This window comes from Dyadobacter sp. CY323, assembly GCF_021390245.1.
In the GTDB taxonomy this organism is placed as follows: domain Bacteria; phylum Bacteroidota; class Bacteroidia; order Cytophagales; family Spirosomataceae; genus Dyadobacter.
In genome coordinates this window covers 1-25,662 of record NZ_JAJUXH010000010.1, presented here as the reverse complement: position 1 = coordinate 25,662, position 25,662 = coordinate 1, and the positions used below count along the sequence as shown (strand labels likewise).

The following is a 25,662-nucleotide window of genomic DNA, read 5'->3' as shown; positions in this document are numbered from 1 at the left end:
GAGGAGCTAGTTAGAAATTTTCTTCTCGTAATTTGGCTGGGACATACTAAAGCACCCCGGTAACCTGGAATATCCGGTACCGGGGTGTTTCAAATTAGTGGGTTATCTGTTATTTATATTCCAGCCAGGTAGTCGCCTCGCAGGCTTTGTCCGTCTTAAAACGTACCCATCTTGCTGCAAAATCTTTCGGGAAATCGTAGTTGACTGTCTGTCCTGGCGCTACTGTGATCTTTTCCGCAGCCATCCAGGGGCCGTTTCCGACCGGGTCTACTTCCATTGTGAAGGTCACCGGGCTTTTTGCATTGTGGGACAGTTTCAATGATTTCTTATCGTAAAAACCGATCAGATAGGGATCAGATGCTTCATTTGCATTTACCGAAGCATTCTTCCACGGGCCGCCCTGGCCGGTTGGTTTGCCCAGTTTCCAGAGATCATCGATCGCTCCTGCCCATACTGCCGCTTTTTTATCATCCGAAACAATGACATGCGAATTTCCTTTCGTCGCATTCTGATCAATTCCCGTCATTACGAGCAATCCGCGATACGATGCGTAATCGTTAATGCGCAGATTATGAGACGATACCGGACGGATTTTTGCATAACCGTCCGCATTCTCGGCAGGCAGTTCGTAAAATGTACCGTGCACATTGAACAAGTCGCGTTCCGTCGAAACTTCCCGGCAGATGCGTAAGGCAGCCTCATTGGTTAGTCCTGTAAATTGTTCATTACCAAGTGGTAATCTCCACCTGCGACCTTTATCATCCACCACCAGCACCGACGATCCGTCGATAGTAACGACCTTTTGCGGGATCGCGAACTTGCTTTTGATGAATGAAAGCGTTTTGGGATCTTCCTTACGAACGAGTTTCATATCTCCATCCAGCTCATAGTAACCCGTTTCGCTGGCAGTTCCACCAGAGTAATCATGGGCTGCAATACCCAATGCACGACGGTTTTCACCAAGTCCATATAACAATCCTCCCGAAGTTTTGGCCGAAGTAATGTTGCTCAATCCTGCAAAAATAGCGTCCGGTGAAGTGGTACGTTTATCATCGGCTATGTAGGAAAAGTGGGCAGATGCATTGGTGGCCTGCGCAGGTTTAATGCGGATCCATTCGCCGGTTTCAGCTGCGGGGAACTCCACTTTGACAGCACTTTTCGCGCCTACTTTAATCGATTTCAAAGGGACCCAGTTTCCGTTTCCGGTTTTGTCAACCTCAAATGCAAAGCTTGTTTCACTATCCCCATTGTTCTGAACCCAGGCCGAACGATGGGCCCAGCCGGCAAACAGAAATGGCTCGGAGGTTTCGCCTGCTTTCACATTTTCATTCAGCCAAACGGCTCCCTCGGCGGTATTTGGTCCCAGTAAATCCGGCTGATTGAGCGACGTGAACCACAGGTTTGAATTGGACTGCCCCGGGCCTTCAATATTACCTTTTGCTTTTCTTTTGTTCAAAAACTCCCTTTGCGCAGAATCATCACAACCAAACACCAGCTGATTGTTCCAGCGTGTATAGTCGCCGATCACTTTCAAATACGCCGAGCGCGGACGGATACCTGCGGTGTTTTTAGACGAAAACTTTCCTGGAAACTGGAAGAACATTCCGTGCATGGTCATCAGGTAATCAGGTATTTGCTCCGTTCCAACGTCGCGGATACGTGGCCATTCGGTGTTCCAGCCGTGTGCGCCATCGTAGCTGTGGCTGGCCTTTGGTAACCTGAAAAACGTCCATTTCCCGCCATCGCGCACACCCAGCAATACCGACTTATGGTCCCAGCCGGTTGCCCAGATCGGGTCGGTTTCAGGGTTTTTGTTACCATAAATTCCTCCCGGGCCGGTTACTTCCACAAACTGGTTTCTGCGTACCAGTTTCCAGTTTTTCCCATCCCATTCCGACAACGATCCGGATTCGATATCAAACTGTTTTTCAGCCAGTTTACCGGCTTCTCCATTGTTGGAATAAACGGTCACACCCTGGCCCGAATAATAGCCTTTCCCGTGCGTTCCCGGCAGCAGGTTGTTATATTGGTACTGCTGCTGTTCTCCGTTGTTTGTGTTGTTTTTGTTGCTTTTTACATTGCCGTCTTCATATAACATGTTCACAGCCAGTGTTTTTACATCCACTTCGTAAAAACCTTCTTCCATTGTCCCGTAATAGATCTTGTTCTTTGGGTCTGTCAGATGGCGCGCATTTCCGGTGTGCCTTCCCGGCATCGTCTTGTAAGAAATTGCCCGGACAGCTCCTTTGCCATCTATGGCGTATGGTCCGATAAAAAGCTGGTTGCTTTCCGTGTGGATCATCCGGTTTGCCGGGGTACCACCGATGCTTTCCGGACGGACGGTTTGTTTCAGATCCGAACTGATTTCGTACAGCTTGTCCGAAGAGCCGAAAGGCAAATGCGGGGCGTAGGTGATCGCCCAGAGTTTACCGGCCCAGGGTACAACCGCGCCGGTACCGCACTCACCTTCGTTGTTATACATCGCCAAATGCGGATAAATGCCACTGAACGAAGGTTTTTTGGTTTGAGAAAAAGAATGAAGGGTTAGGAATAGGAATAACGCGGAGAGACTAAGTCTGACTTTTTTCATCAATAAAATAGTTTTAATGGAGTGTGGAATGCACCAAGGTTTTGATTATGAGATAAATAATTAATATTAGTAACCAGGATTCTGTGTAATCCCTGTGTTGACACGTCTTTCGACTGCCGGGATCGGCCAGAGATATTGCCTCGATTTGTCAAAGCTGCGCTGTGCGAGCACTTTCACATCGGTACCAAAGCTGGAATAATCGGGTATGCCATCTGCATCGATCGGCGTAACGCCCGGGAATGGCCATTTCGCGCGGTTTTGGGCAGTAGGATCAGGTAACCCGATCACCGGTTTGCCGAGTGCTTTTTCGGCCAGTTGCCAGCGGATCAGGTCCATATAGCGCAGTCCTTCCCTTGGAAATTCGACGCGGCGCTCCCGTCGCAGGATCTTTTGTAATGCAGCTGCATTAGTAACCGTTACTGCCGGGTACAGAGTAGTTTGTTCCACCGTCACGCCATAAGCCCGCGCCCGCACCTGGTTGATGGCACTAAGCACACTGGCGTCGATCTCGCCGAGTTCCATTTTGGCTTCCGCGTACGTCAGCAGGATTTCGGCGTAGCGGATAATGATCGCATCGTTGTCTTCCACGAGCCGGTCGGGCCAGGTTTGGTCAATGCCTTTTTTCCATAAAAAGCCTGTAAAACTGGCAAATGCAGCCACCGCGCGGGTATCCTTATTCGAAACTTTCTTATTTTCTTTTGAACTGAAAATCAGGAGCGAATCGGGATGCGGCGTGTAATTATAGCCGAGCCACTGCGTGTTAAACTCTACGATCGTGGCGGTAAGTCTTGGATCACGGTTTTTGAATGGGGTTTTAGGATCATACAGCGTCGATTCGTTGATCGGTTTACCATCAATGGATTCGTATACATCCATCAAATCCCGGGTCGGCAATTGTGCGCCAAAACCTCCCGCATTTCTTGAAATATTATCCTGCACATATCCCGCGGTGCTGAAAATCTGCTGTTTTTCGTCCCTCGGAATGCTGATGATCAATTCTCTGCTTGTTTCCCCGGCACGCAGAAAAAGTTGTGAGTAAGAAGCGTTGAGTGCATAAGTCTGCGATTTGATCACCGCGTCGGCTGCTTCTTTTGCAATCGCCCATTTGCCGGTATACAATGCCGTGCGGGCTTTAATGGCCAGCGCGGCACCTTTGGTAAGACGTTTTGCTTCGGCGGCACCGTATGTAGCTGGCAGGTTCGCAGCCGCAAAGTCAAGCTCCTGGAATACGAACGTCAGGATTTGGTCTTTACTGGTGCGGGTAATGCCGTATGATTCTTCAAGTGTAACCGGCTCAGTCAGGAATGGGACGTCACCGAAATGCGTGATCAACCGCGAGTACTGATATGCCCGCATCAGCCGCATTTCTGCTTCCAGTCGCAGCATGACGTTCGCCGGGGTATTCGCAGCGGCTTTGTCTTTGTTGGCCAAAAAAGAATTGGCCCGTGCGATTGCTTTGTAACTATTCAGCCAAAAAGTCTGTACGTTGGCGTCGTCGGCATTCATGGTACCGCCGATCACCGCATTGGTGAGCTGGCCGCGGTGCCATTCGTTGTCACTGAAAAGCTCATTGTCGTTGCCCCAGAAAATCAGGCGGTACAGGTCGTTCACAGCCAGTTCCAGTTCGGTCTGGTTGGAATAGAATGTCCCCGTCGATGCCTCGGAAAGTGGGTTGAGGTCGAGTGTATGGCAGGCTGAAACGCTGGCCACCAACAGGATATAGAATATTTTTTTCATGATGATTTTTTATATAAACCCCTGATAATTAAAATCGTATCGTCGCGCCAGCCATAAACGTACTCACAATGGGGTACGCATAGCTTCCGGATTCCGGATCGAGGTATTTGGGGAATTTGCTGATTGAGAACACATCGTTGGCCGAGACATAAAAACGCAGGGATTGAATGCCCGTTTTCTTGGTCACGGTTTGTTTCAGCGTGTAGCCGAGCGTGATGTTTTTAAGCCGGAAATACGCCCCGTTGATGAGCCAGTAATCCGAAAGGGAATAATTGGCGGTGTTGGAAGTGCGGGACAAACGCGGGTAAGTCGCATTCAGGTTTTGTTGGGGTGTGTTGTTCACACTCCAGAACTTCCCGATCATGTCGGCTGGTAAATTTCCAAAAGCTTCTGCAAATGGCTGCACCACTTCATTGGCCAATCGGGAACGCCTTTTAGCTACACCCTGAAAACTGATACCGAAGTCAAAACCTTCATAATCTGCCCGCAGGTTACCGCCGTACAAGTATCTTGGCAATGCGCCTCCCAGCAATACCCGGTCGTCGGTCGTGATCCTGCCGTCTTTATTCACATCCACATAGCGCACATCGCCCGGTTTGGTGGTTACATTCAGCACCGGCGCACCTGTGATCTCGTCCTGCGTCTGAAACAATCCATTGGAAATGTACCCGAACCATTCATTGTACTCGCTGCCATTCCGGATGATCTGATCGCCGCGGAACTCCGTGCCTTTGAGATCGCCAACAGTCGATTTTGCATCGGAAAGGTTCGCAGCGACCGAGTAGTTCAGCTTGTTGATTTTGTCTCTCCAAGCCAGTTCCAGTTCCCAGCCTTTTACATTCAATACACCAGCATTCTGGTTTGGCTTATCATATCCCAAATACAATGGAATGTCGAGCGGCAAAAGAATGTCGGTGGTTTTCTTCATGTAATAATCGGCACCCAGGCTCAGCCGGTCATTCAGGAAAGCAGCGTCAATACCAATATCGGTCGTCCGGCTGGTTTCCCATGTAATGTTATCGACGGCATATACCTGCTGGCCGCCGCCCGCGAGCGGCACCACGCTGCCATTCTGGTAAAACAATGCGCTTGTAAAATCAATGGTAGCCAGGTAGGGATAGTAGGCCGGCCTGCCATCTTTGTTGAGCAGACGCTCGTTTCCGGCTTTACCCCATGAACCTCTCAGTTTCAGAAAAGAAAGCCATTTGGTATTTTTCAAAAACTCTTCTTCGGAAACCGTCCATCCCGCTGAAAGAGAGGGGTATATAGCTCTCCGGTAGGCTGGTGCAAACCGGGAAGACAGGTCGGAGCGAAGATTACCCTGAATGAAATATTTGCTTTTGTAATTGTATTGCAATCTTCCAAAAAAAGAATGCAAGCCGGATTCGTTCGCACTACCCGAGTTATCCCGTAGTTCCGTCGAACCGGAATTCAGGTAAGGGAAATCGGTTAATGCAAATCCGCTTCTGGACGCGCCGAGGGTATCGAGCGAACGATAATTTTCTTCAAAACCACCGAGAATGTCAATGGTATGCCCGCCATTGAGCTCCTTCACATAATTGGCCAGCAGCTGTCCGTTTATACTCAAACTCTCCGATCGGCCTTCCTGTAAAATCGTCCGCGCCTGATTTACAACTGTACTGTTGGTACCATTAGGATTGGTGTACCGGATCTGTTTCGAGAAATATTTGCTTTTGTCCAGATCGAGTACCGGCGCTACCAATGCAGTCAGTGTCAGTCCGTCTACGGGTTTGTAGTTCAATGACATACGTCCGCCGATCTGGTTATTTAAAGTCTTGGTAAAACCACCGTCGCGAAGTTGACCTAATGGATTTCGCCCATCTTTACCTAATGCCGGGCGGCCATTTTCGTAGACGTCGTCGTAGATCGGCGGCATTACACGGGCTTCATAGATCGGATTGAATGCGTTGTTTGGAAGTTCATTTCCATTTCCCTCGTTGTTTGTCCTTTTGTAAAAAACATCGAGATTAATGCCCAGCTTTTCATTGACCTGCAAATCATTATTGATCCTGAAAAGGTATCTGTTGAATGACCGGTTGTCGTAAAAAGCACCTGCACTTGCATATCCCAGCGAGGCTTTTGTCTTGATCTTCCCGGTACCCATCGAAAATACCACGTCGTGACGCTGGCGCGGGGCATTTTGTCTGGTTAAGATGGCTTTTTGCCAGTCTGTGTTAGGGAAACGATCCGGGCTGACGCGGTTACTGTCAAGATATGTGTCGATGAATGCCTTCTGGAACGGGCCGGTACTCGCGCCATCATTCGTAGCCTGCTCATTGAAATATCGCATATAATCCTGCACGCCGGCATACGACGGAGAAGAAGTAGCCCGCTGCACACCGTATTCATAGGTATATTCCAGACTGCTCTGTCCGTTTTTCGCCCGTTTGGTCGTAACTAAAATAACCCCGGCAGCACCTCTGGAACCATAAATGGCAGCCGATGCGGCATCTTTCAAAACGGTGATACTTTCGACATCGCCCGGGTTTACATTATCGATACTCGCCACAGGCACGCCATCCACCACGATGAGCGGATTGTTGGTACCAATGGTAGTAATGCCCCGGATCAGGATGTTTGAGCTGGAACCGGGTGCGCCGTTGCTGCGGGTAACCGATACACCTGCCACACTGCCTTGCAATGCTTCCGAAACCTGCAAAGTCTGGCGGCCTGCAACATCTTTGGAGCCGATCGTCGAGATCGCGCCGGTCAGGTCTTTTTTCTTCTGCGTACCGTATCCGACAACCACGACTTCGGCAAGTGAATTGTCATTTGGCTTCAAAGTAACGTCGAGTATGGAACGTCCGTCCACGGCAATTTCCTGACTTGCGTAACCGACAAATGAAAATGTCAGCGTCACGGGTTCGGCGTCGGGAAGGGCCAGTTTATACTGTCCGTTCGCATCGGTAACCGTACCTTGCTGCTTTCCTTTTATGACAATGCTCACGCCGGGAAGCTCTTTGGATTCTTCGTCTGTGACTTTTCCGGTGAGCTGCCGCGTTTGTGCCAGCAAGGGACTTATCCACCCAAAAAACAGGACGCAACCTAGTAGAATTTTTTGTCTCATCATTTTTGAATATGTTAGTGTTTAGGTAGTTTTTGATCAAAACCGTTCGGGTTTTAATAAAAGTTTACAAATATAAAATTGCATATTTTGGCGATTCGGGTGTGTGCTTGATCAGTTGGTTAACCAAAACTATGGACAACCTAAATAACTGATAAACAGATTTTTACTTTACTAGTGTTATGGAGAATGGACAAGTCAGGGCGAGCTCTTTGGATCAGTTGGATCACTGCTGCCGGCTTGTAAGTGAGGTATATGGGAAGCCGGACATCGGCAAATGGACGAACGGCGATTATGTGAAGCTGGGTTATACGCTTTACAAAAAGACGCAGGTTCAAATCAGTCCCAATACGCTCAAACGCATCTTTGGGAAAATCAGAACGGATGTACGTTACTATCCGCAGCGTGCTACCCGCGACGCCCTGGCGAGGTACATTGGTTACAGCGATTGGGAAAATTTCAATACGTCGAAGCCTGTATTTACTACACAAGTTCACAATGCGGTCAGGGAAGAGGTCTCATATTCGCCGGTAATTGTCATTGATCCTGTCGAGACTTCCGTATCTGACGAGAAACGGCAGCGATGGCCATTGGCGCTTGCCGGGATGATCGTACTTGTCGTTGCATTCGTGTTTTCGTATAAATTGTTTTTTGTAAATCATCTGCCGGAAGAAGTCCGGCTGGTTTGCCAGAATCCGGTTGGAGGCAACCCGCATTCGGCTGTTTTTGTACTTCCGGGGCTAGGTGCCTACACCGATCCCAAAGACCAGTATGTGATCGAATTCGGGGATGGCCGAAAAATACCGGTGACGATGGGCGACAGTCTTTATTCCCATTATTACGAAGTTCCGGGCCGGTATCATGCTGTTCTGAAAAAGAATGGATACGCGCTGGACACGGCATCCGTGTATTTGCAAACGGATGGCTGGACCGCGACGGCAGAAATGATGTATGATACTACCCGGGTTTATCCCATTGAGATCGCGGATCTTTTGATAAGTGGAAAAAAGAGCGTGAGCGCGCTGGAAGTTTCACACGCCGGTGTGGACACCAACCGTACCTTTTTTGTAAAATTCATCAATACCCATATTACGCACATCGACGGGGACAATTTTGACCTTTTTATAAAATTAAAAACATCGCCGTCCCGCGCAGGTGTACGCTGTTCGCAAGTTCGGGTCACGGTGTTTGGGGAGACATCCAAACATTTATTCGATGTAATGAAACCCGGCTGCGTGCACTGGACAGACCTGCAATTCTCGGAGATCAACAAGCAGGGGGAATCCAACCAGCTGAATTTTTTGGGTGCGGACCTGCATCAGGGTGGCTCGGTGCAAATGAAGGTGGTGAACAAACACGCACGTGTTTTTATCAATGAAAAGCAGGTGTATGAGACCGATTACTTGGAGCCTCTGAAACAGATCTACGGCCTGGGAATTACGTTTGCAGGCATTGGGGAAATCCATTCTGTGCTGCTCAAAGACCTGAAAACGGGAAAAACGTTTGACGGGAATTTTGACTAAAAAAGTTTAGCCCGGCGCGCCGGGCTAAACGACTTCCTTATTTATGCCAGCTTTTCATTGAAAAAATCAATGGTACGTTTCCAGGCAAGTTCGGCCGCCGCTTTATCGTAACGCGGCGTAGTATCGTTGTGGAAACCGTGATTTACGTCGGGATAGATGTACGCCGTATATTCTTTTTTGTTTTCTTTTAATGCTTTTTCATACGCCGGCCAGCCTTCATTTACGCGCGTATCCAGCGAGGCGTAATGCAAAAGCAGCGGGGCTTTGATTTTCGGGACATCTTCCACCGCAGGTTGGCCTCCGTAAAAAGGTACCGAAGCTGCCAGTTCCGGCACGCGGACCGCCATCATGTTGGAAATCCCGCCGCCAAAGCAGAACCCAACGACACCGATTTTTCCATTGCAATCTTTGTGGTTTTTCAGATATTCAAATGCGGCGATAAAGTCTTCGGACATTTCGTTCCTGTCGCGTTTGCTTTGCATTTCCCTACCCTGATCGTCGTTGCCCGGGTAGCCGCCGAGGGGGGTTAATGCGTCGGGAGCAATAGAAAGGAAACCTGCCAATGCGGCTCTGCGGCCTACATCCTCGATATATGGGTTCAGGCCGCGGTTTTCGTGGACCACGATAACGCCTCCCAGCTTGCCCGTCGCACCTTCGGGTTTGGATAATAATGCTTTGATTTTCTTTCCGCCTTTTGGAGAATCATAAGTAATGTAGTCCGATTTCAGGCGGGGATCATTTGCCTGAACCTGGATATTTCCTTGATAATCAGGCATTAAAAAACTCATCAGAGAAGCAACGGTCATCCCGCCGACGGCATAGGCCGACAGACTTTGCATAAAATTTCGCCTGTCGATCCGGTCGTGGGCATAGTCGTCGTACAAATCGAAGACTTCCTGCTTAATATCCTCTTTTTTGATCTCGCTCATGTTGTTCTCTATAAAGTTTTAGGTTTTGCGATCTACACTGGAATCGCCTTTGTCTTCAAAAGTTACCTTGATTTTATGAAAGGCGCAAAAATGAATTTATGTTATCGTTGCCAGACCAAGTTTCGGAGAAGCTACCTGTTTCCAGCAAATGCGAGGAGGCCCCGCCGGGGCCCTATTTCTGTGCTGCTATTCCTTTCTAGAAACAGGAAGCCGCTCCGCGGCTGCATTCACAATTATGGGGAGTTAAACGAATGGGCCCCAGCGGGGCCTCCTGTTTCTAGGAAATCGGATCTAAAACGTAAATGTGGCCCCAGCGGGGCCTCCTGCTTCTAGGAAATCGGATCCAAAACGTAAATGCGGCCCCAGCGGGGCCTCCTGTTTCTAGAAAGACATTTCCGGCACAATAAAAAAGCGTAATGTCTTGCATAGTATTTTCAGAATTGATTTACTTTGTATCACAAAGTACTTTTCAATTCACCAATTAATGTGTCAGACTGTTTTTATGAAAAACGAAATCTTAGCCAATCTCGACAACCCTGAGCAGCTTGAAAGGTTGTACCGGGCCGACAAACCATCCTTTAAACGCGCATTTAAAGCTTTATACCCCGAGCTTACCGACAATATGCTTGTCCGGTTTTGGAACGAACGGTTAAGTTCCGGCAACGAAGACGTCTCCTGGGGCAACAGCAAAGACCTGGTGTTTGTGATCATTGCTTCCCTGATAGCGGGGTTGATCGCAAAGTTGCCTGGATTTTTCTCCATTGATGAAGAGTTTTTCTATCCCCGGAATATTGGGTTTATCGTTTTTCCGGCGCTGTCGGCCTATTTTGCCTGGAAAAATAATCTTTCAGTCGGTAAAATCGCGCTGATAGCCGGGGCCATGCTCACGGGGTTGATTTTTATTAATTCCCTGCCGGATGTGAGAGACAGCGATACCCTGGTCTTATCGTGCATTCATTTAGGCCTGTTTTTATGGGCGATACTTGCATTTGCATTTGTGGGCGAACCAAGGAATAATGTCGATAAGCGGCTCGGTTATTTGAGGTACAATGGCGACCTGATCGTCATGACAACGCTGATCCTGATCGCCGGCGGCATTATGACCGGCTTAACGATCAACCTTTTCAAACTGATCGGATTTGGGATTGAAGAGCTTTATTTCCAATATTTCGGGATTTTCGGACTTGCCGCCGCGCCGATAGTCGGTACTTATCTTACGCAGACCAATCCGCAGCTGGTAGGTAAAGTTTCGCCGGTGATTGCCCGGATATTCAGTCCGCTGGTGTTGGTGATGCTGGTCATTTATCTGGTAGCGATCGCCTATTCGGGAAAAGATCCTTATAACGACCGTGAGTTTCTGTTGATTTTCAATGCGTTGTTGATTGGCGTAATGGCGATCATTTTCTTTTCGGTGGCCGAAACGGCTAAAAGCACGAAAAGTCAGACGGAAATAGTGGTGGTACTTCTGCTGTCGGTTGTTACTATACTCGTGAATGCCGTCGCACTGTCTGCGATTTTGTTCAGGATCTCGGAATGGGGTATTACACCGAACCGGGCTGCGGTGCTAGGCAGTAATATTTTAATTTTGATCAATCTTCTTTTGGTAGCGGCGCAGCTTTTCAGGGTACTCTCTAAAAAATCGGATATTGCCGGAGTTGGGAAAACCATTGCATTGTACCTGCCGGTCTATTTCCTGTGGACTGTGATCGTAACGTTTTTGTTTCCTTTGATATTTGGGTTTAAATAGGGTTGATTAAAAAAAGTTTTCTCAAGATCAGCAGACGCCAGGAATTATGATCCTGAACTTATATTTGAATAAAAACGGGCTTGTCGGGTTTATCTCATAAGTCCGTTTTGGCTTTTTATCGGGTATCAGCGAGGCCATTTGTACAACCATAAAATAGTTTTCCAAAATAATTTTCAGGAAATTGAAGATTGTATTGGAATGAGGGTCATTGAAATGACCGGGAAAATAGAATACTGAAAGTAGCAGACTCAACGGTTATGCCTGAAAACAATGAAAAAATGGAGGTCGGTTGGATGGATACCGATGACCTCAAAAAGTACCATAAACGGGGCCGTGCCGTCTCGTCCGGCATACCTGCCACCCTTTTTCTGATCTTTTCTCTACTTCTGTTTGGAATGCTCGGTCTGGTGGCTATCCTGCCGGTGGGAATTGCAGCGTTTTTGTTTCTTAAGTTTTCCAAACAGGCAACCAGACTTCCAAAGTGGCTTTATGCAGCTGCATTTGTGATTCTCGGAATTATGATATGGAGCTTTTTCGCGAATGGTCCAGTGGTGTCAAACCGGATTGCAAACTGGATTTACCGTTACTCTCGGTTTGATGAAATGAGGGGTGAGCCGACCGTGATTGTGTCGGACGATGAGTTGTTACCCACCCAAAGTCAGGCTTCCTTTCCGGCAGCAGACACTTTGGCCAGTCAGCCTGATCAGGCCAGCACAGTAATCCCGGATCCTAATGCATCGGCAACCGTGGCAGCTGAACCGACTGCACCAGCCATTAAACCTGAAACAGAATTACCGGCAGCGCCCGACCAACAGGTTTTTGATACCTATATAAATAATGGTTTGAAAGCCGTCGAAGACGAAGATTACAGCGTGGCTAATCAGAACTTCAAAAACGCATTCAAGGCTAATCCCCGGCATCCCAGGCTGCAGCAACTGGCCGCAGAGTTCCGAAAATCGGCGGACGAGAAATGTCAGGATTTTAAGAATGCGAATGCCAAAGAACTGAGCCACATTCCGAACAATTATTACCAATACGCAGCCTCACTAACTCAAACGGTACCTTTGAAATGCGATTAACCATTTACCTGACTTTCCTATTGCTTTTTTTAAATGCCGGATTAGCCTGGTCACAGGAAAAATTCACAAAAAAAGAGCTTTACTCCGTCTGGATGATTGCCGAGGAAAAACTCGATGCAGGGAAGTTTAATGAAGCATTGGCATTGTATAAGTCTTATCCCCGAGATTCAAGTTTCATGTTGCGGACGAGGCAGATCAATGTCATTAATGAGCTGGTAAAAGAAGGAGAAAGGCTTTATAAAAAAGAACAATATGCGGAAGCGCTCGATAAATTCAAGGAGTACCGGAAATTAAGGGACATCGGTACGCTTCGTTTTTTTGAGGATAAAATTGAAGACTGTCTGAACCAGATCAACAAAGGAAATCTCTCCGAATTGACATCCCAGCAACGCGTCATTACCGGCTTTGAGTTCGCGCACCGCGGACGCCAAAAGCTGAGTAAGCTGGATACTACAGGCGCAAAAAGTGACTTCACAAATGCCAAAACACTGGGCGGGAATGCAAATAGTACGCTCAGAGAACAGTATGTGGATGGGCTGAGGATCGCGGATGAACTTTCAAAATGGGGTAGTAAAAACTTAGGAAACGCCGCGAAAACCCGCTCTTCATACGAGGAACTAAAAGCGCTCGAAACTTACCGGGACATTCGGAATATCGACATTCCGGAGATTGAGACGAGAATCAGAGAATTAAGTAGCGGACTGGACGGTAAGGAATCTCTTCCGGAGATCGCGAAGCTTTGCGATATAGACCTTTTGATCAGGCATGTGGAAACAAATAAGTCGACCATTAAAACATCTGATTTTCTCATTACCAGATTAAAGGAATTTAAAAGTACCCGGCAAAAAATCGATATACTCAAAAAGAACAAAACCAACGCCGAAACGGTGAGAAGTGCCTACACAAGCCTGATTTCCTGGACGGACGAACTTCCGGCCGAGATCCGGTCGACCATGAAAGGCTGCATTCAGAATGAGTATTCCAGCTATGTGGCTACACTTCCTGCACCTCCCACTCCCCGGCCGCGTAATACTGCGGATTGCAGCGGGCTCGAAAGTTTCACGAGAGGAATCACATTGGTGCGCAGAGAACTTTCAAACTGCAACATCGTTCGGTCAAAACGGTTGTGGAGAGAAACGGTGACTTTTCTCAATGGTTGTAACAATGCCGCTGCAATTCTGAAATCGTACGCAAGTTTGAACGATTCCATCAGCAGATTTGCCGAAAGTGACAGCATTCTGACGGGCTATCGGAACAAGATTGAAGACTTCAACAAAATTGGCGAGTGCGCCAGAACGGCGGAAATCTATGAGCAAATGAAGTCGGTCAGGACTTGTAACCAGGCCGCACTGGATCAAGAAATAAAAAACGGTTTGGATCTGGCCAAAAACTGCAAAGGCGGCAGCTGGTGGCGCCCGCAACTGATCGGGAGTTTTGCAGCAGTAATGCCTGAATACAGCGTCGGGGACGTAAAAAGAGATATGGCAACCGGCTGGATGGCCTCGGGTGGGATCGCATTAGCCTATATCGACCACAAGAACCTGGCAGAATTCCTGGTGGGTGTTGAATACTTTAAAACCAGTTTTTATTCCACCGGCTCCACCGGATCGACATTAGAGGATTTTACGATCGACGGGGTGAATGTGTCGCTGGGGATCAAACTGCATCTTCCGAATACCAATCCGGGGAAGCTTCGGCCTTATGTGAGATTTGGCCCGGAATTGCAGGTTCCATTGTCTTATAAATATGAAAACCATTCTACATTTACCGAAAGCGATGATGTGGCAGATCTTCAAAAGACCATGTTATTCTTGTCCGGAGGTTTGGGTGTAGAAATTCAAAAAGTTCATTTTGGGGCATTTCTGGAAGCTTTCGGGGCTGCCGGGCTGGGTAGCATTTACAAGTCCGAGGTGCCTCACCTGTCTACCACGTTTCAAAAGATCGAGGCAGGTTTCAATAAATTCGGAGTTAAGATCGGAGTTCGTTTTTGGTAGAAGCCGGGGACTTTTCAGCTTTAATCCCTTTCAAACTTCCCAGAAACCCATCCCTGAGGTAGGACACATCCGAGCCCAGTGCCAGGCAGGTAAACCCTGTTTGCTGTAATGCAGGAATATCTTGCGGATTTCGAACCAGAATACCGGTTTGTTTCCCATGTATTTGTGCCGATTGATTTACATTGATTAATGCCTCATCAAATGACATTTGCTTTTCTCCGGAGTGAAAGGAAAGAGCCAGTTTAAGGTCTGCCGGTCCCACGAAAAGCATATCGACACCCCCGACCGCGGCGATCGCTTCTGAATTTACGACACCGTCATAATTTTCAATTTGGGCTAAAAAAAGCGGAGGAACCCATTCCAGCATATTTTTCGGTGCATTCAAGCCGTATTTAAATGCACGTGCAGAACTGGAAAACCCACGCGAACCATGCGGGGGATATTGCATGGCACGTACACACATTTCGGCCTGCCCGGGCGTAGAAACATGTGGCAGCATAATACCCGACGCGCCCCAGTCGAGTACGTGCGCGATCAGCGCAGTATCCAGCGAACCCACGCGGACGATCAGTTTGATATCCTCCCTTTTTGCGGCTTGCAGACAAGCTAGCACACCGGATTCAGTAATGCAGCCGTGTTCCAGGTCCAGCAATAACCATTCGAAACCACATTCCGAAGCCATTTCGGCGATGACGGGGGAGCCGATCGATAACCAGGTTCCAATTCCTAAATGACGGGCGTCGGCTTTCATAGGTCTTTGATTTGTTTCAAGTTCTGCAAACCCTCGCAGGCTAGCTCGATTCGTCGTTTTGTAAAATCCCTGAGCGATGTACCGGTTGCTCCCGAGCCCAACAGGAAGAAATCTGATTTGCGGTCGAAATAGCCACCTCCGACACGTATAACGGCTTTTACAATAATATTTCTTATTAAATGCAGCCAGAACCTGGTCAGGAAATGTTTAGGAAGCTCCCGGCCTTTTTGATATCCCTGAATCGCAGCCGCGACCACCTCGCCGGAATGGAAACAGGCGAGCAAGGAAAGATCATCGGTGGGGTCGCCGCAAATGGTATCGTCCCAATCGATGAATGCTTTGATCTCATCCGCATTTCCAAGAATATTCCAGAGCGCCAGATCTTTATGGACCAGACAGCCCTGATCCAGTTCCAGGTAATGCCTGTGCCTTCCGACCAGTATTTCAATATCCATTGCTTCGGTTTCAGTCAGCAAACCGCCTTCTACCAGAAAATTGAGATGCTTGTTCCAGTTAAGAAAGTAGTAGTCCGGATAGGTTTTGTGCAGGCCTTTTAATTCATCATACTGCCTCAATAATCCCGGATTAAACGGGCCGAAACCAGCTGGCGTGATGGATTGCCATTTTGCGATATTCTCGCCGATGGTCTCCGCAATGCGGACGAGGTCCAGATTTCCGTCTTTGTAAATTTTATTTAAATCCGGATAGTTGCTGAATTCCAGCATTTGATAGGAAAACGTTACCTCGGACCGGGTTGCGTCTACGGCATAAACCTTCGGCGTGGGAACTCCGGCCTGACGTACCAGATCCAGTACTTTTGCCTCGATCTCCATGTAATCGTCCCCCTCAGGGCCATTTTCCAGACGGAGAAAGTAAGTATCGTTTTCATATTCAGCGAGATAAGTGATGTGATTTCCTTGTCCGCCAGCCTTGCGGAGTGAAAATGAACGGATCCCAAACCTTTTTTCCAGTTGGTGTTTTAAAGACTTTTCAATGGCGAGCGAGTCGCTGTCCGTGAGCCGTTCATTGGTTAGCGTGTAAAATGCCGACGGGCGGTCACACTTCCAGTAGTGTATTGCTATTCGATTTGACATATCAGTTTTCAGGAGTTTTTCGGTGCCACCACGAAGCCAGAATGGAACCGGTTACATTCATTAGGGGGCCAAAAATGGCGGGAGCGAGACCTATGGTGGCTATTTTGCCCATTTCTTTGGCGATGCCGGAGGCGAGGCCACCATTTTGCATACCTACTTCAATCGCGACGGTGCGGCAATCCCGTTCATTCATTTTGAACATCCTGGCCGACCAGTAACCCAGCAGGTAGCCGCACAGATTATGGATTAAAACGAGCAAAAGAAGCAGCGGTCCGATTTTGATCAGACTATCCCTGCCCGCGGCGGTGATCACGACAATGGAAAAGGCGATCCCGAACATGGAAACCAGTGGCATGGCCTCATCCAGCCATTTTACTTTCCCGCTGAACAATTTGTTGAAAAGCAGTCCGGCGCCAATTGGCAGGATGACCATTTTGGCAATGTCCCACATCATATTTAATGCATTAATTTCAACAAATGCGCCGGCAAGAAGCTTCATGAGAAGTGGCGTAATAAATGGGGCCAGCGAAGTGGAAATGGCGGTAATGGTAATCGAAAGCGCCAGATTTGCTTTGGCCAGATACGATATCACATTGGATGCCATCCCATTTGGTGAGCAACCGATGAGGATAATTCCCGCCGCGATTTCCGGTTCGAGCCCGCTGATGTTGGCCAATACAAAACCCAGCAGCGGCATAATCAGAAAGTGACTGGTAACCCCGATAAAAACGCCCTTCGGCATTTTGACGACCCCCGCGAAGTCTTCAAAACTCATGGAAGTACCCATTCCAAACATGATGAGCTGGATGAGCGGCGTGATCAATCCGGTGAATTTGAACCCATTATATTCGACAAAATAGTGGGGATAAGACAAAGCTGTAGTTACCGCCGCAAGAATGAACATGGTGTAGGAAAACCCTTTCAGATGATCATATCCCCGGAAAGCGACAGCCACCAGGAGAAAGGATACAATGAGCGCCGGGCCGACCAAAACCGTATTGCCAGTGATCACCATCAACATGGCTATCGCGAAACACAGGCAGGAAAGCGCTGCTGATAATTTGTAAAAAGTCATGATTGGCTACTTACTTTTTTCGGATGGGGCGGGAAGTTTGTCCAAGCCTAACGGCTTGCTGATCAGTATCTTCGCTTTTGATTTCTTGCCTGAAAACTTCCCATCGAGAATGTCCTGCTCGGTAAACCTGGCCATTACTATTTCCCCGGCAAAGTCACGGCTGTAATCATACGAAACATATAATGTACCGTCGGGAGCCTGAAAACCATCCGGATAAGAAATACCGCGACGCTCATCGAGCATTAAACCACCGATCCAGGTTTTGCCATCGTCTTCGGACAGGTAGGCGGTGAATTTGGACCGGAACCTCGTTTTCTCATTCAGCCCGCCGTGGCGCACCAGCAAAATTCTTCCGGATTGCAGCCGACGTATGAAATGACGGGAACTGATGTGTTCCTGATACTTAGCGGGTTCGGACCAGGTTTTCCCCTGATCGGTAGAGACACTTTGCCAAAGTCCGGTCGCCGTGCGGGCAGTCATCCAAAGCGTTCCGTCTTTGCGCTCAATGACGTGATGCTCGTCGAATTGGGCTTGCGGATAGCGGACTCCCCCGCGACGGGTCCATGTTTTTCCCTGGTCGGTCGATGCATAAACATTGGCCATTCTTTCATCATCCAATTCATGGAAAGCTTCTTTGTACGGATCTTTTATTTTAGTTCTGTCCCAAAGGGAAACGGGGAGGATCCAGGTTCCATCTTTCAAAACAACCGGCTTGTTCAAGGTACAGCCATTGCTAACTCTGACCGGCTTTGACCATACCGGCCTGTCGCTGTCTGGATTTTCGCAGATCGTATAGTAATTTCCGTCCCTGCCATCGAACATGGTCATCGATTGATCGAAAAATAACCACAACCGTCCGAGCGGGTCCAGCCACAAACATCCAACTACGGTTCTCCGTTTTTCTTTCAGCGAGGGGTTATGCGGATCAATGACCAGCTTCGGGGCGGACCATGTTTTGCCGTCATTATCGCTGGTGTTCAGGACAAAAAATGCATCGTCATTATCGCCGCCGGCGACCCAGCAAGCCCATATTCTGCCTTTTGGCGTTCGTTCGATGCCGATGGTCATGCCGTAATCCAGCCGGTCGTAGTCGTAATCGGGAAGAGGGGAAGTGTTAAGAATAGGTTGTTCCAGACCCGGATCTTTGGTCGTTTCACTGGCCGATTGCGCGCTAATGTCCGTTATACTCAGACCAAGCATTATCAAACAGAATCCAAAATGAATCAGCTGTTTTTCAACCATTGTTAAGTGTTTTATCATAACTGAAAATGAGAAATTAATAGCCTGGGTTTTGTTCTAACTTCCTGCTGAAATTTGCATCGATAGCGGTTTGCGGAATGGGCCAGAATGCATGTTTATCCTGAATGGTGGCCCTGGTATCTGCTCGCATATTGTATTTTCGGACGCGCTCCACCAGTTTTCCTGTCCTGACCAATGTGCGGTGGCGCGGTTCTTCGGTGATCAGCTCCCGTCCACGTTCGTCTAATATGTAATCGAGGTTCACCTTGCTGGCCAATACAGGTTTAGCCTGTGAGCGGAGACGAACTTTGTTGATATCAGTTGCGGCTTTTTCCAAATCCCCTTTATACATATAAGCCTCTGCCCGAAGCAGATACGTTTCTGCAAGTCGATAAACCATTACATCTTTAAAAGTACGGCCCGTTGTGTTATTTCCTGACTTGCCTACTTTTCCTTCTACTTTCCGCAAGGTCGGATAAAGCATTTGGAAGGTATCCAGCTTGGCATAGTGACTTTTTTCAACCATTTTCCTGAAATAGGCCGAAGCCGGATTGGTATAATAATGGTCGCGGCGAATGTTATATCTCGAATTCCGGATATCGTTCGACCAGTTGTCTTCCCACAGGTTATAGAGAAAATAATTGGTCGGTCTTACCCAACCTACCCCGCGGCCCAGGCTATCCACGATCACCATTCCGGGCTTGCCGTCGGGATCTTTTACATTAATATAAAACGGCGCCCATGCTCGCAGAAGGTAATTTCCATTGTTACCACCCTGTCCGCCCGGAGTCTGATCTTCAAACTGCCAGTTGAAAATCGATTCGAGGTTTCCCGAGCTGCGATTTTGATTTCCGTCTTTAAAAAGATCCGAATACACATCTCCCGGCAAATCTTTTTCCGAACCAAAACGAGTGGTCATTAAACTGTAAATGCCGGAATTTATAACGAGTGACGCACTTTCTACGGCTTTGTCATATTGTTTTAGACTGATATAAACCTCTGAAAGTAAATGGTCCGCAGCTCCTTTTACAACCCGGCCTTCATTGGCTTTCACCACCGTTGCAGGTAACCATTTGGAGGCAAATTCAAGATCCGCGCGCGCCGATTGATACACTTCTTCCCTGGTATTTTTAACAAAATCCGTTTTCGGGCCTGCGTAAATGGTATCGACGATTGGAACAGATCCATACAGATTTGCCAGGAAATTATGGGTATAGGCGCGAAAAAAGCGTGCTTCCGCGATGATGGCATTCTTTTCGGCTTCATTGGCCCAAATCCCATTCAGTTCAGGTTTGTTGGCATAAACAATAATGGTATTGGCTTTCAAAAGCATATCCGAATAGGCCCAGTCCCAATATCGCTGCACCACCTGGGTGGCAGAGGTCAGGTAAGTGTCATAATTTCGAAAATTAGCCGCTGCGTTTTCGCCGCTGCATGCAATGTCCGTCCCCATTTGCTGATTGATGTACCAGCCGAATGAGTCAAACTTGCCCAGTTCTTCCCGGGCCGACATGTGTAATGCGGTAATATAGCTCTCAAAACCTGCTTTGGAAGAAAGCACTACTTCGGAACTCAATGAGGCCACCGGCTTTTCTTCCAGGAAATCATCTTTACACGAGGCCATTGAAAGGCAGAATACTACGAGCAGAACAGGGTACCGGGAAAGTGTTCGCCCAATGAAGTAGGGTATGTATTTCATAATGAAAAGTCTTTGATTTTGAAGATTAAAAGCCCAGGTTCAAGCCGAGTGTGAAACTTCTTGGAACAGGAAATCCTTTGGCGGTGCCTCCGCTTTCGGGATCGGTTCCCAGCCATTTGGTAAACGTCGCCAGGTTCTTACCATTCACGAAAACTCTTGCATTGGCTAATTTAACCCTCGAGAGAACATTTTTCGGAACCTGATAGGTGAGCGAAACATCCTGGATCCGGACGAAATTGCGGCTCAGGTAATAATTATGAAGGTAAGGGTTAGGATAGCCAAGGGACGGGCGGGTGTTGGATTTGTTCTCCGGCGTCCACCAGCCGGCATCCAGACGGTTCACGGGGCGATTGGGATAATTTCCCGAACCGGACAGAAAGTATTCAATGTCCAGTTCGTTCAATGTCGCAATCCAGCCCTGCATTGCATTTACAAAAACAGAAAGTGTAAGGTTATTGTAGGTAAAATTGTTGGTGACGCCCCATCGGATCTTCGGCTGGCCCATTTGACCTACAATGGTTCGGTCGTCCGCGGCAGTGACTTTGCTATCTCCATTCAGGTCCTTTAATCTGATATACCCTGGCTTGAAACCGGCGGGAATTTCATCACCAACCTGATAAACACCGTCCATGATATAATCATAAGCGACATTAACAGGCTGACCGATAAACCATTTATTGCCCAAATCATCATCCTCTTTTCCGTCACCATTGGTATCAGATTGATACAAATGAACAATCTTATTTTTATTGGTAGAAAAAACCACATTGCTGCCCCATTCAAATTTCCCTTTTCTCAGGTTGATCGAATTGATGCTGAATTCCAATCCTTTATTATTGGTAGCTCCCAGGTTCGTCCAGACTGAATTGTAGCCTGTCATGGTCGGCAAAGAACGTTGCACCAGCAAGTTTCGGGTATCCATATTATAGAGTTCGAATGTTCCGCCGAGCCTGCCTTTAAACAATTCAAAGTCGACGGCGAAGTTGGCGGTGTAAGTGGTTTCCCATTTCAGATCGCTGTTGGCCATCGATGATGGATATACGCCAAGCGAAGAGGGCCCGCCATCGCCATATACATAACGGGTGGTGCTGGAAAGGCTCAACGACTGATAAGGACTGATCGCCTGGTTGCCCACAGCTCCATACGAAGCCCTCACTTTCAGCATATCGACGAATGGAACGTCTTTGAGAAAAGGTTCTTCCGAAGCAATCCAGGCAAGTGAACCAGATGGGAAAGTCGCATACTTGTTGTTTGCGGCAAAAACAGAGCTGCCATCCCGTCTGGCGGTAAGGGTAAGTAAGTATTTGTTTTTGATGCGGTAGTTGAGCCGGGCCATGGAGGAAAGGCCGTCGGTGAAACCGGCAGACGAAGTATTGGTTAATATGCCGCCAAGTCCGAGATCATTCCAGCCCAGAGCTTCAGACGAAAGCTGTGATGCATTCGCTGTTGTGGATTCGAAGCCGAGATGGTTTCGGCCGTAAAGTAGAGTAATGTCAAAGGCGTGGTTTTCATTGATCTGCCGGTTGTAGGTCAGGATGTTTTCCAATACCCAGTCAAAATCTTCCCGGTTGAATTTGCCCGCGCTGGTGGTGTTGCCCGCGAAATGCTTATCCTGCCGAAAGAAATTGTAATTGTGCTGCCAGCGGTAGTTGGGCGAATAATTTACCCGATATGTCAATCCTTCAACCGCCGGAATGTTCAGCATGGCGTAGAAATTGGCAAAAATATTGGTGTATACCTCTTCATTTCTGGTCAAAAGCGCACTTCTGATCGGATTGGTAGATATTTGATCTTCGGGAACCAGCCATTGCGTCGGTTCGCCATCCTCGTAGAATGGAGTCCCGTATGGGCTCACACTATATGGAGAGTCGGCTTCTTTTCCTGAGAGATCCCGACGGATAAACGTGGAACTAAATCCGATTGTCAACCATTTTGCAACGTCGGTTTCCAGGTTCGCGCGAAGCGAGAGACGCTTTTGATTATCATTGAATATCAGTCCTTTTTCATTTGTCAGCGCTGCCGAAACATAGTAATTGGTCGTGTTTGATCTTCCCGAAATACTCAGGTCATAGGAGTTGATTCTTCCTTTTTGAGAAACCAGGTCCCACGGATCGGTGGTTTTTCCGCTTTCGTAATTCTCGACTTCAGAAGGTTGCAGGTAACTCGTGATCTGGGCCGGGTCATAAGTCAGCCCTGCTACCTGCCGGTAGTCCAGCACTTTTTGAATGTAGCGTTCCGGCGTCAGTAATTTTACTTTGTAAGCAAAATCCGAAACTCCGGTAAACATATTAAACCGGATGGTCGGCTTCTCGGTCGTTCCTTTTTTGGAAGTGATCAGTATCACACCATTGGCTGCGCGCGATCCATAAATCGCGGCAGCACTGGCATCTTTTAGTACTTCCATCGACTCGATGTCGTTGGGATTGACATCTGCCAGACTGCCATTAAAGAATATCCCATCCAGTACGATCAGCGGATTATTCCCGCCGCTCAGCGACCTGGGCCCCCGCACGAGAATGGATCCGCCCTGGCCCGGTCTGCCGCTATCTGTGAACTGCACGCCCGCCACTCGGCCTCTGAGCGCCTGAGAGATATTCGTATTCGGCAAATTCTCCGTTTGCTTCATATCTACCTTTACCACCGAACCCGTCACATTTCGGCGGGATTGGGTTCCGTAACCTACTACGACTACCTCGTCCAGCGCTTTCTGGTCGACTTTCAGGCTGATATCCAGCGTGTTGTTGCTGCCAACCACCACGCTGTGAGAAAGATAACCTACGAAGCTGATCACCAGGACGGTGCTGTCGTGAGGGACAGAGATCTCGTACTTTCCGTCGACATTGGTGGTGGTTCCCTGCTGGCTGCCTTTGATGATCAGGTTTACACCGGGCAGGCCTGCATTGGTTTCTGCATCCTTCACCGTGCCGCGTACAATACGGTCTGCTGCCAGATTTTCGGAAAAGGCCTGGGAAATGGGGAGAATCAGGATGACCAGCACAATCCGCAGCAATCCGCCCTGCATTACATCCTGAACGGATCTTTTGAGTTTTAAAGGGTTTATCATATTTTCTTCCGGTAAATATTGGAACTGTTATGTTCTGCAAATCTCCCCGAAACAATCCTAAAACGTGTTCAAATAATTATCCATAATGTACGTCCAATTATCATATCACTTTTTATTGGTTTTTTATAAAATTACCTTGTGATGAAATTCAGACTTCAACCCACATGAAACCTCAGTTTTATCTTGTACCCCGCGATGTTTTGAGCTCGCACCTGTCCCGTCATCATACTTTGCCCAATTTCGGTACGGCGTGGCATTACCATCCGGAACTCGAACTGCATTATATCGTCAGAGGAGAAGGCGTGCGGTTTGTGGGGGATAATGTGAGCAATTTCGATTCGGGGGAGCTGCTGCTGCTCGGCGAAAACCTTCCGCATATGTGGCGCTGCAATGAAAAGTACTTCCGACGGGATCCGAAAGTGACGGCGGAAGCGATTGTCGTGCAGTTTCTACCGGATTTCCTCGGTCAGGATTTTCTTTCAAAACCTGAGTCAACTGCGATTCTGAACCTGTATGACAAAGCCAAAGCCGGATTGGTCATTACCGGGGAAACGCGTGAAAAATTAATTGTTTTAATGCGCCAATCGGTAAAAGCAACCGGATTAAAAAGAGTAGTGATGATCCTGAACATGCTGGAAATCCTGAGCGAAAGTGACGATATGCAGGTGATTTCTGAAAAGTCTTCCTACCAGTCCAGCAAAGAAGAGGCTGATCGGCTCAACAAGGTTTATACTTACACGCTCACTAACTATAAACGGGAATTAACGCTCGAAGAAATCGCCTCGGTCGCTAATCTCAGTGTTACGTCTTTTTGCCGGTATTTCAAGATGATGACCAAAAAGACATTTCATGATTTTCTGATCGAAATTCGCATTAGTCATGCCCAGCGGATGTTGATTGAAGACAGTTCAATCACTGCCGAGGCGATTTGCTTTGAATGCGGCTTCAACAACCGCTCCAATTTCTTTGGACATTTCAAAAGAATCACCGGACTTACGCCACTCGAATACAAGCGTAAATGTCATTTTTGACCCATTCGGGAAGAAGCGATTTTTTTTAATAATTTTCCTGGAAAACGAAGTAATCCATTCGGGTAACTGCCAACATGATCGCCTCCGATGCGAACCGCCTGTTTATTCAATATGGCAGTACCGGGTTTCAACTCATCACCAATGGGAAAGTGGATGTAATGGACGCGACCACTCAGGGGATCAAAACGTTGACTGCGGCTTTCCCGGATTTGCCGTTTAAGGAGCGGGACGTATACTGTACTCAAATCTCCTCCCCTAAATTTGCTTCCGTGTAGTTATTATATCCTTGACAACATATCAAATCCAGCGGCCGCAGAGCGGCCCCCTGTTTCTAGAAAAACATACGTCATTGATAATGGGCCTCCTGTTTGTCCGTTAATTTCAGGAGGCACCTCCGGAGCCGCGTTGAACTTAATAAAAAGCACTTTCTAGAAACAGGAAGATCCTCAGGAGCTGTTTTTGCGTCACCCCAAATCTTCTCCATTCGAATTGCGCATGTAACTAGTATCCTAGCAAAACATCTCAATCCAGCAGCCGCAGAGCGGCTCCCTGTTTCTAGAAAACCATACGTCATTGATAATGGGCCCAGCGGGGCCTCCTGTTTGTCCGTTAATTTCAGGAGGCACCTACGGAGCCGCGTTGAACTTAATAAAAAGCAATTTCTAGAAACAGGAGGCTCCTCAGGAGCTGTTTTTGAGTCACCCCAAATCTTCTCCATTCGAATTGCGCATGTAACTAGTATCCTAGCAAAACATCTCAATCCAGCAGCCGCAGAGCGGCTCCCTGTTTCTAGAAAGGATAATACCACGAGAAATAGGCCCCAGTGGGGCCTCCTGTTTGTCGTTAATTTCAGGAGGCACCTCCGGAGCCACGTTGAACTTAATAGAAGCACTTTCTAGAAACAGGAAGAGGGTGTCTCAATTAAAAACTGAGGCACCCTCTTTCATTTGGGTTTTTTATAACTTGGAATAACGGTTTAAAAACTCAGATCAATCGCTAAGACGCTTGTTTTGCGGGATTGCGTT

At 47.9% G+C, this 25,662-nt stretch carries 16 protein-coding genes; 6 read left to right on the top strand and 10 right to left on the bottom strand.

Annotated features, from left to right (window positions below; translation table 11 throughout):
- Nucleotides 1–109: 109 nt before the first annotated feature.
- The 3 genes from LZG72_RS15500 to LZG72_RS15490 form a co-directional block, all read right to left on the bottom strand.
- A complete protein-coding gene (locus tag LZG72_RS15500; protein ID WP_233874096.1) occupies nucleotides 110–2,590 on the bottom strand; it encodes a hypothetical protein in 2,481 nt (826 codons plus the stop codon).
- 66 nt (nucleotides 2,591–2,656) lie between these two features.
- Nucleotides 2,657–4,327, bottom strand: a complete 1,671-nt coding sequence (locus LZG72_RS15495; protein WP_233874093.1) for a RagB/SusD family nutrient uptake outer membrane protein — start codon at nucleotides 4,325–4,327, stop codon at nucleotides 2,657–2,659.
- Nucleotides 4,328–4,355: 28 nt separating this feature from the next.
- Nucleotides 4,356–7,418 (bottom strand): TonB-dependent receptor, encoded by a 3,063-nt coding sequence (locus tag LZG72_RS15490; RefSeq protein WP_233874090.1) that lies wholly within the window; start codon nucleotides 7,416–7,418, stop codon nucleotides 4,356–4,358.
- A 176-nt stretch (nucleotides 7,419–7,594) separates the two neighbouring features.
- Between LZG72_RS15490 and LZG72_RS15485 the strand changes: the two genes are divergently transcribed.
- Nucleotides 7,595–8,935, top strand: coding sequence for a hypothetical protein (locus LZG72_RS15485; protein WP_233874087.1), 1,341 nt, complete (start codon nucleotides 7,595–7,597; stop codon nucleotides 8,933–8,935).
- A gap of 41 nt (nucleotides 8,936–8,976) precedes the next feature.
- Here the strand turns inward: LZG72_RS15485 and LZG72_RS15480 are convergent, their stop codons facing one another.
- Nucleotides 8,977–9,864, bottom strand: a complete 888-nt coding sequence (locus LZG72_RS15480; protein ID WP_233874084.1) for a dienelactone hydrolase family protein — start codon at nucleotides 9,862–9,864, stop codon at nucleotides 8,977–8,979.
- Nucleotides 9,865–10,366: 502 nt separating this feature from the next.
- On the opposite strand from LZG72_RS15480, the gene LZG72_RS15475 reads away from it, so the two are divergent.
- The 3 genes from LZG72_RS15475 to LZG72_RS15465 all read left to right on the top strand — a co-directional run bounded on the left by LZG72_RS15475 (nucleotide 10,367) and on the right by LZG72_RS15465 (nucleotide 14,684).
- Nucleotides 10,367–11,611, top strand: coding sequence for a hypothetical protein (locus LZG72_RS15475; RefSeq protein ID WP_233874081.1), 1,245 nt, complete (start codon nucleotides 10,367–10,369; stop codon nucleotides 11,609–11,611).
- 257 nt (nucleotides 11,612–11,868) lie between these two features.
- Nucleotides 11,869–12,690 carry a hypothetical protein gene (locus LZG72_RS15470; RefSeq protein ID WP_233874078.1) on the top strand — a complete coding sequence of 274 codons (822 nt, stop codon included), beginning with the start codon at nucleotides 11,869–11,871 and terminating at the stop codon, nucleotides 12,688–12,690.
- Nucleotides 12,681–14,684 (top strand): hypothetical protein, encoded by a 2,004-nt coding sequence (locus tag LZG72_RS15465; protein WP_233874075.1) that lies wholly within the window; start codon nucleotides 12,681–12,683, stop codon nucleotides 14,682–14,684. Before LZG72_RS15470 ends, LZG72_RS15465 begins: the two co-directional genes overlap by 10 nt.
- On the opposite strand, the gene LZG72_RS15460 is transcribed toward LZG72_RS15465, so the two are convergent.
- From LZG72_RS15460 to LZG72_RS15435, 6 genes are read right to left on the bottom strand one after another with little or no spacing between them, the layout of a single operon-like run.
- Nucleotides 14,659–15,435, bottom strand: coding sequence for an HpcH/HpaI aldolase/citrate lyase family protein (locus tag LZG72_RS15460; protein WP_233874071.1), 777 nt, complete (start codon nucleotides 15,433–15,435; stop codon nucleotides 14,659–14,661). The two genes, LZG72_RS15465 and LZG72_RS15460, sit on opposite strands and share 26 nt — an antisense overlap.
- Nucleotides 15,432–16,529 (bottom strand): aminoglycoside phosphotransferase family protein, encoded by a 1,098-nt coding sequence (locus tag LZG72_RS15455; RefSeq protein ID WP_233874068.1) that lies wholly within the window; start codon nucleotides 16,527–16,529, stop codon nucleotides 15,432–15,434. Before LZG72_RS15455 ends, LZG72_RS15460 begins: the two co-directional genes overlap by 4 nt.
- 1 nt (nucleotide 16,530) lies before the next feature.
- Nucleotides 16,531–17,550 carry a bile acid:sodium symporter family protein gene (locus LZG72_RS15450; protein ID WP_409017711.1) on the bottom strand — a complete coding sequence of 340 codons (1,020 nt, stop codon included), beginning with the start codon at nucleotides 17,548–17,550 and terminating at the stop codon, nucleotides 16,531–16,533.
- A 60-nt stretch (nucleotides 17,551–17,610) separates the two neighbouring features.
- A complete protein-coding gene (locus tag LZG72_RS15445; protein ID WP_233874062.1) occupies nucleotides 17,611–18,846 on the bottom strand; it encodes a sialidase family protein in 1,236 nt (411 codons plus the stop codon).
- A 34-nt stretch (nucleotides 18,847–18,880) separates the two neighbouring features.
- The gene (locus tag LZG72_RS15440; RefSeq protein WP_233874059.1) at nucleotides 18,881–20,542 is read right to left on the bottom strand and encodes a RagB/SusD family nutrient uptake outer membrane protein; all 1,662 of its coding nucleotides are present in this window, start codon (nucleotides 20,540–20,542) and stop codon (nucleotides 18,881–18,883) included.
- 25 nt (nucleotides 20,543–20,567) lie between these two features.
- The gene (locus LZG72_RS15435; RefSeq protein ID WP_233874056.1) at nucleotides 20,568–23,606 is read right to left on the bottom strand and encodes a TonB-dependent receptor; all 3,039 of its coding nucleotides are present in this window, start codon (nucleotides 23,604–23,606) and stop codon (nucleotides 20,568–20,570) included.
- 164 nt (nucleotides 23,607–23,770) lie between these two features.
- Here LZG72_RS15435 and LZG72_RS15430 point away from each other — a divergent pair, with 164 nt between their 5' ends.
- Nucleotides 23,771–24,637, top strand: coding sequence for an AraC family transcriptional regulator (locus LZG72_RS15430; RefSeq protein ID WP_233874053.1), 867 nt, complete (start codon nucleotides 23,771–23,773; stop codon nucleotides 24,635–24,637).
- A 74-nt stretch (nucleotides 24,638–24,711) separates the two neighbouring features.
- A complete protein-coding gene (locus LZG72_RS15425) occupies nucleotides 24,712–24,912 on the top strand; it encodes a hypothetical protein (protein WP_233874051.1) in 201 nt (66 codons plus the stop codon).
- Nucleotides 24,913–25,662: the final 750 nt, after the last annotated feature.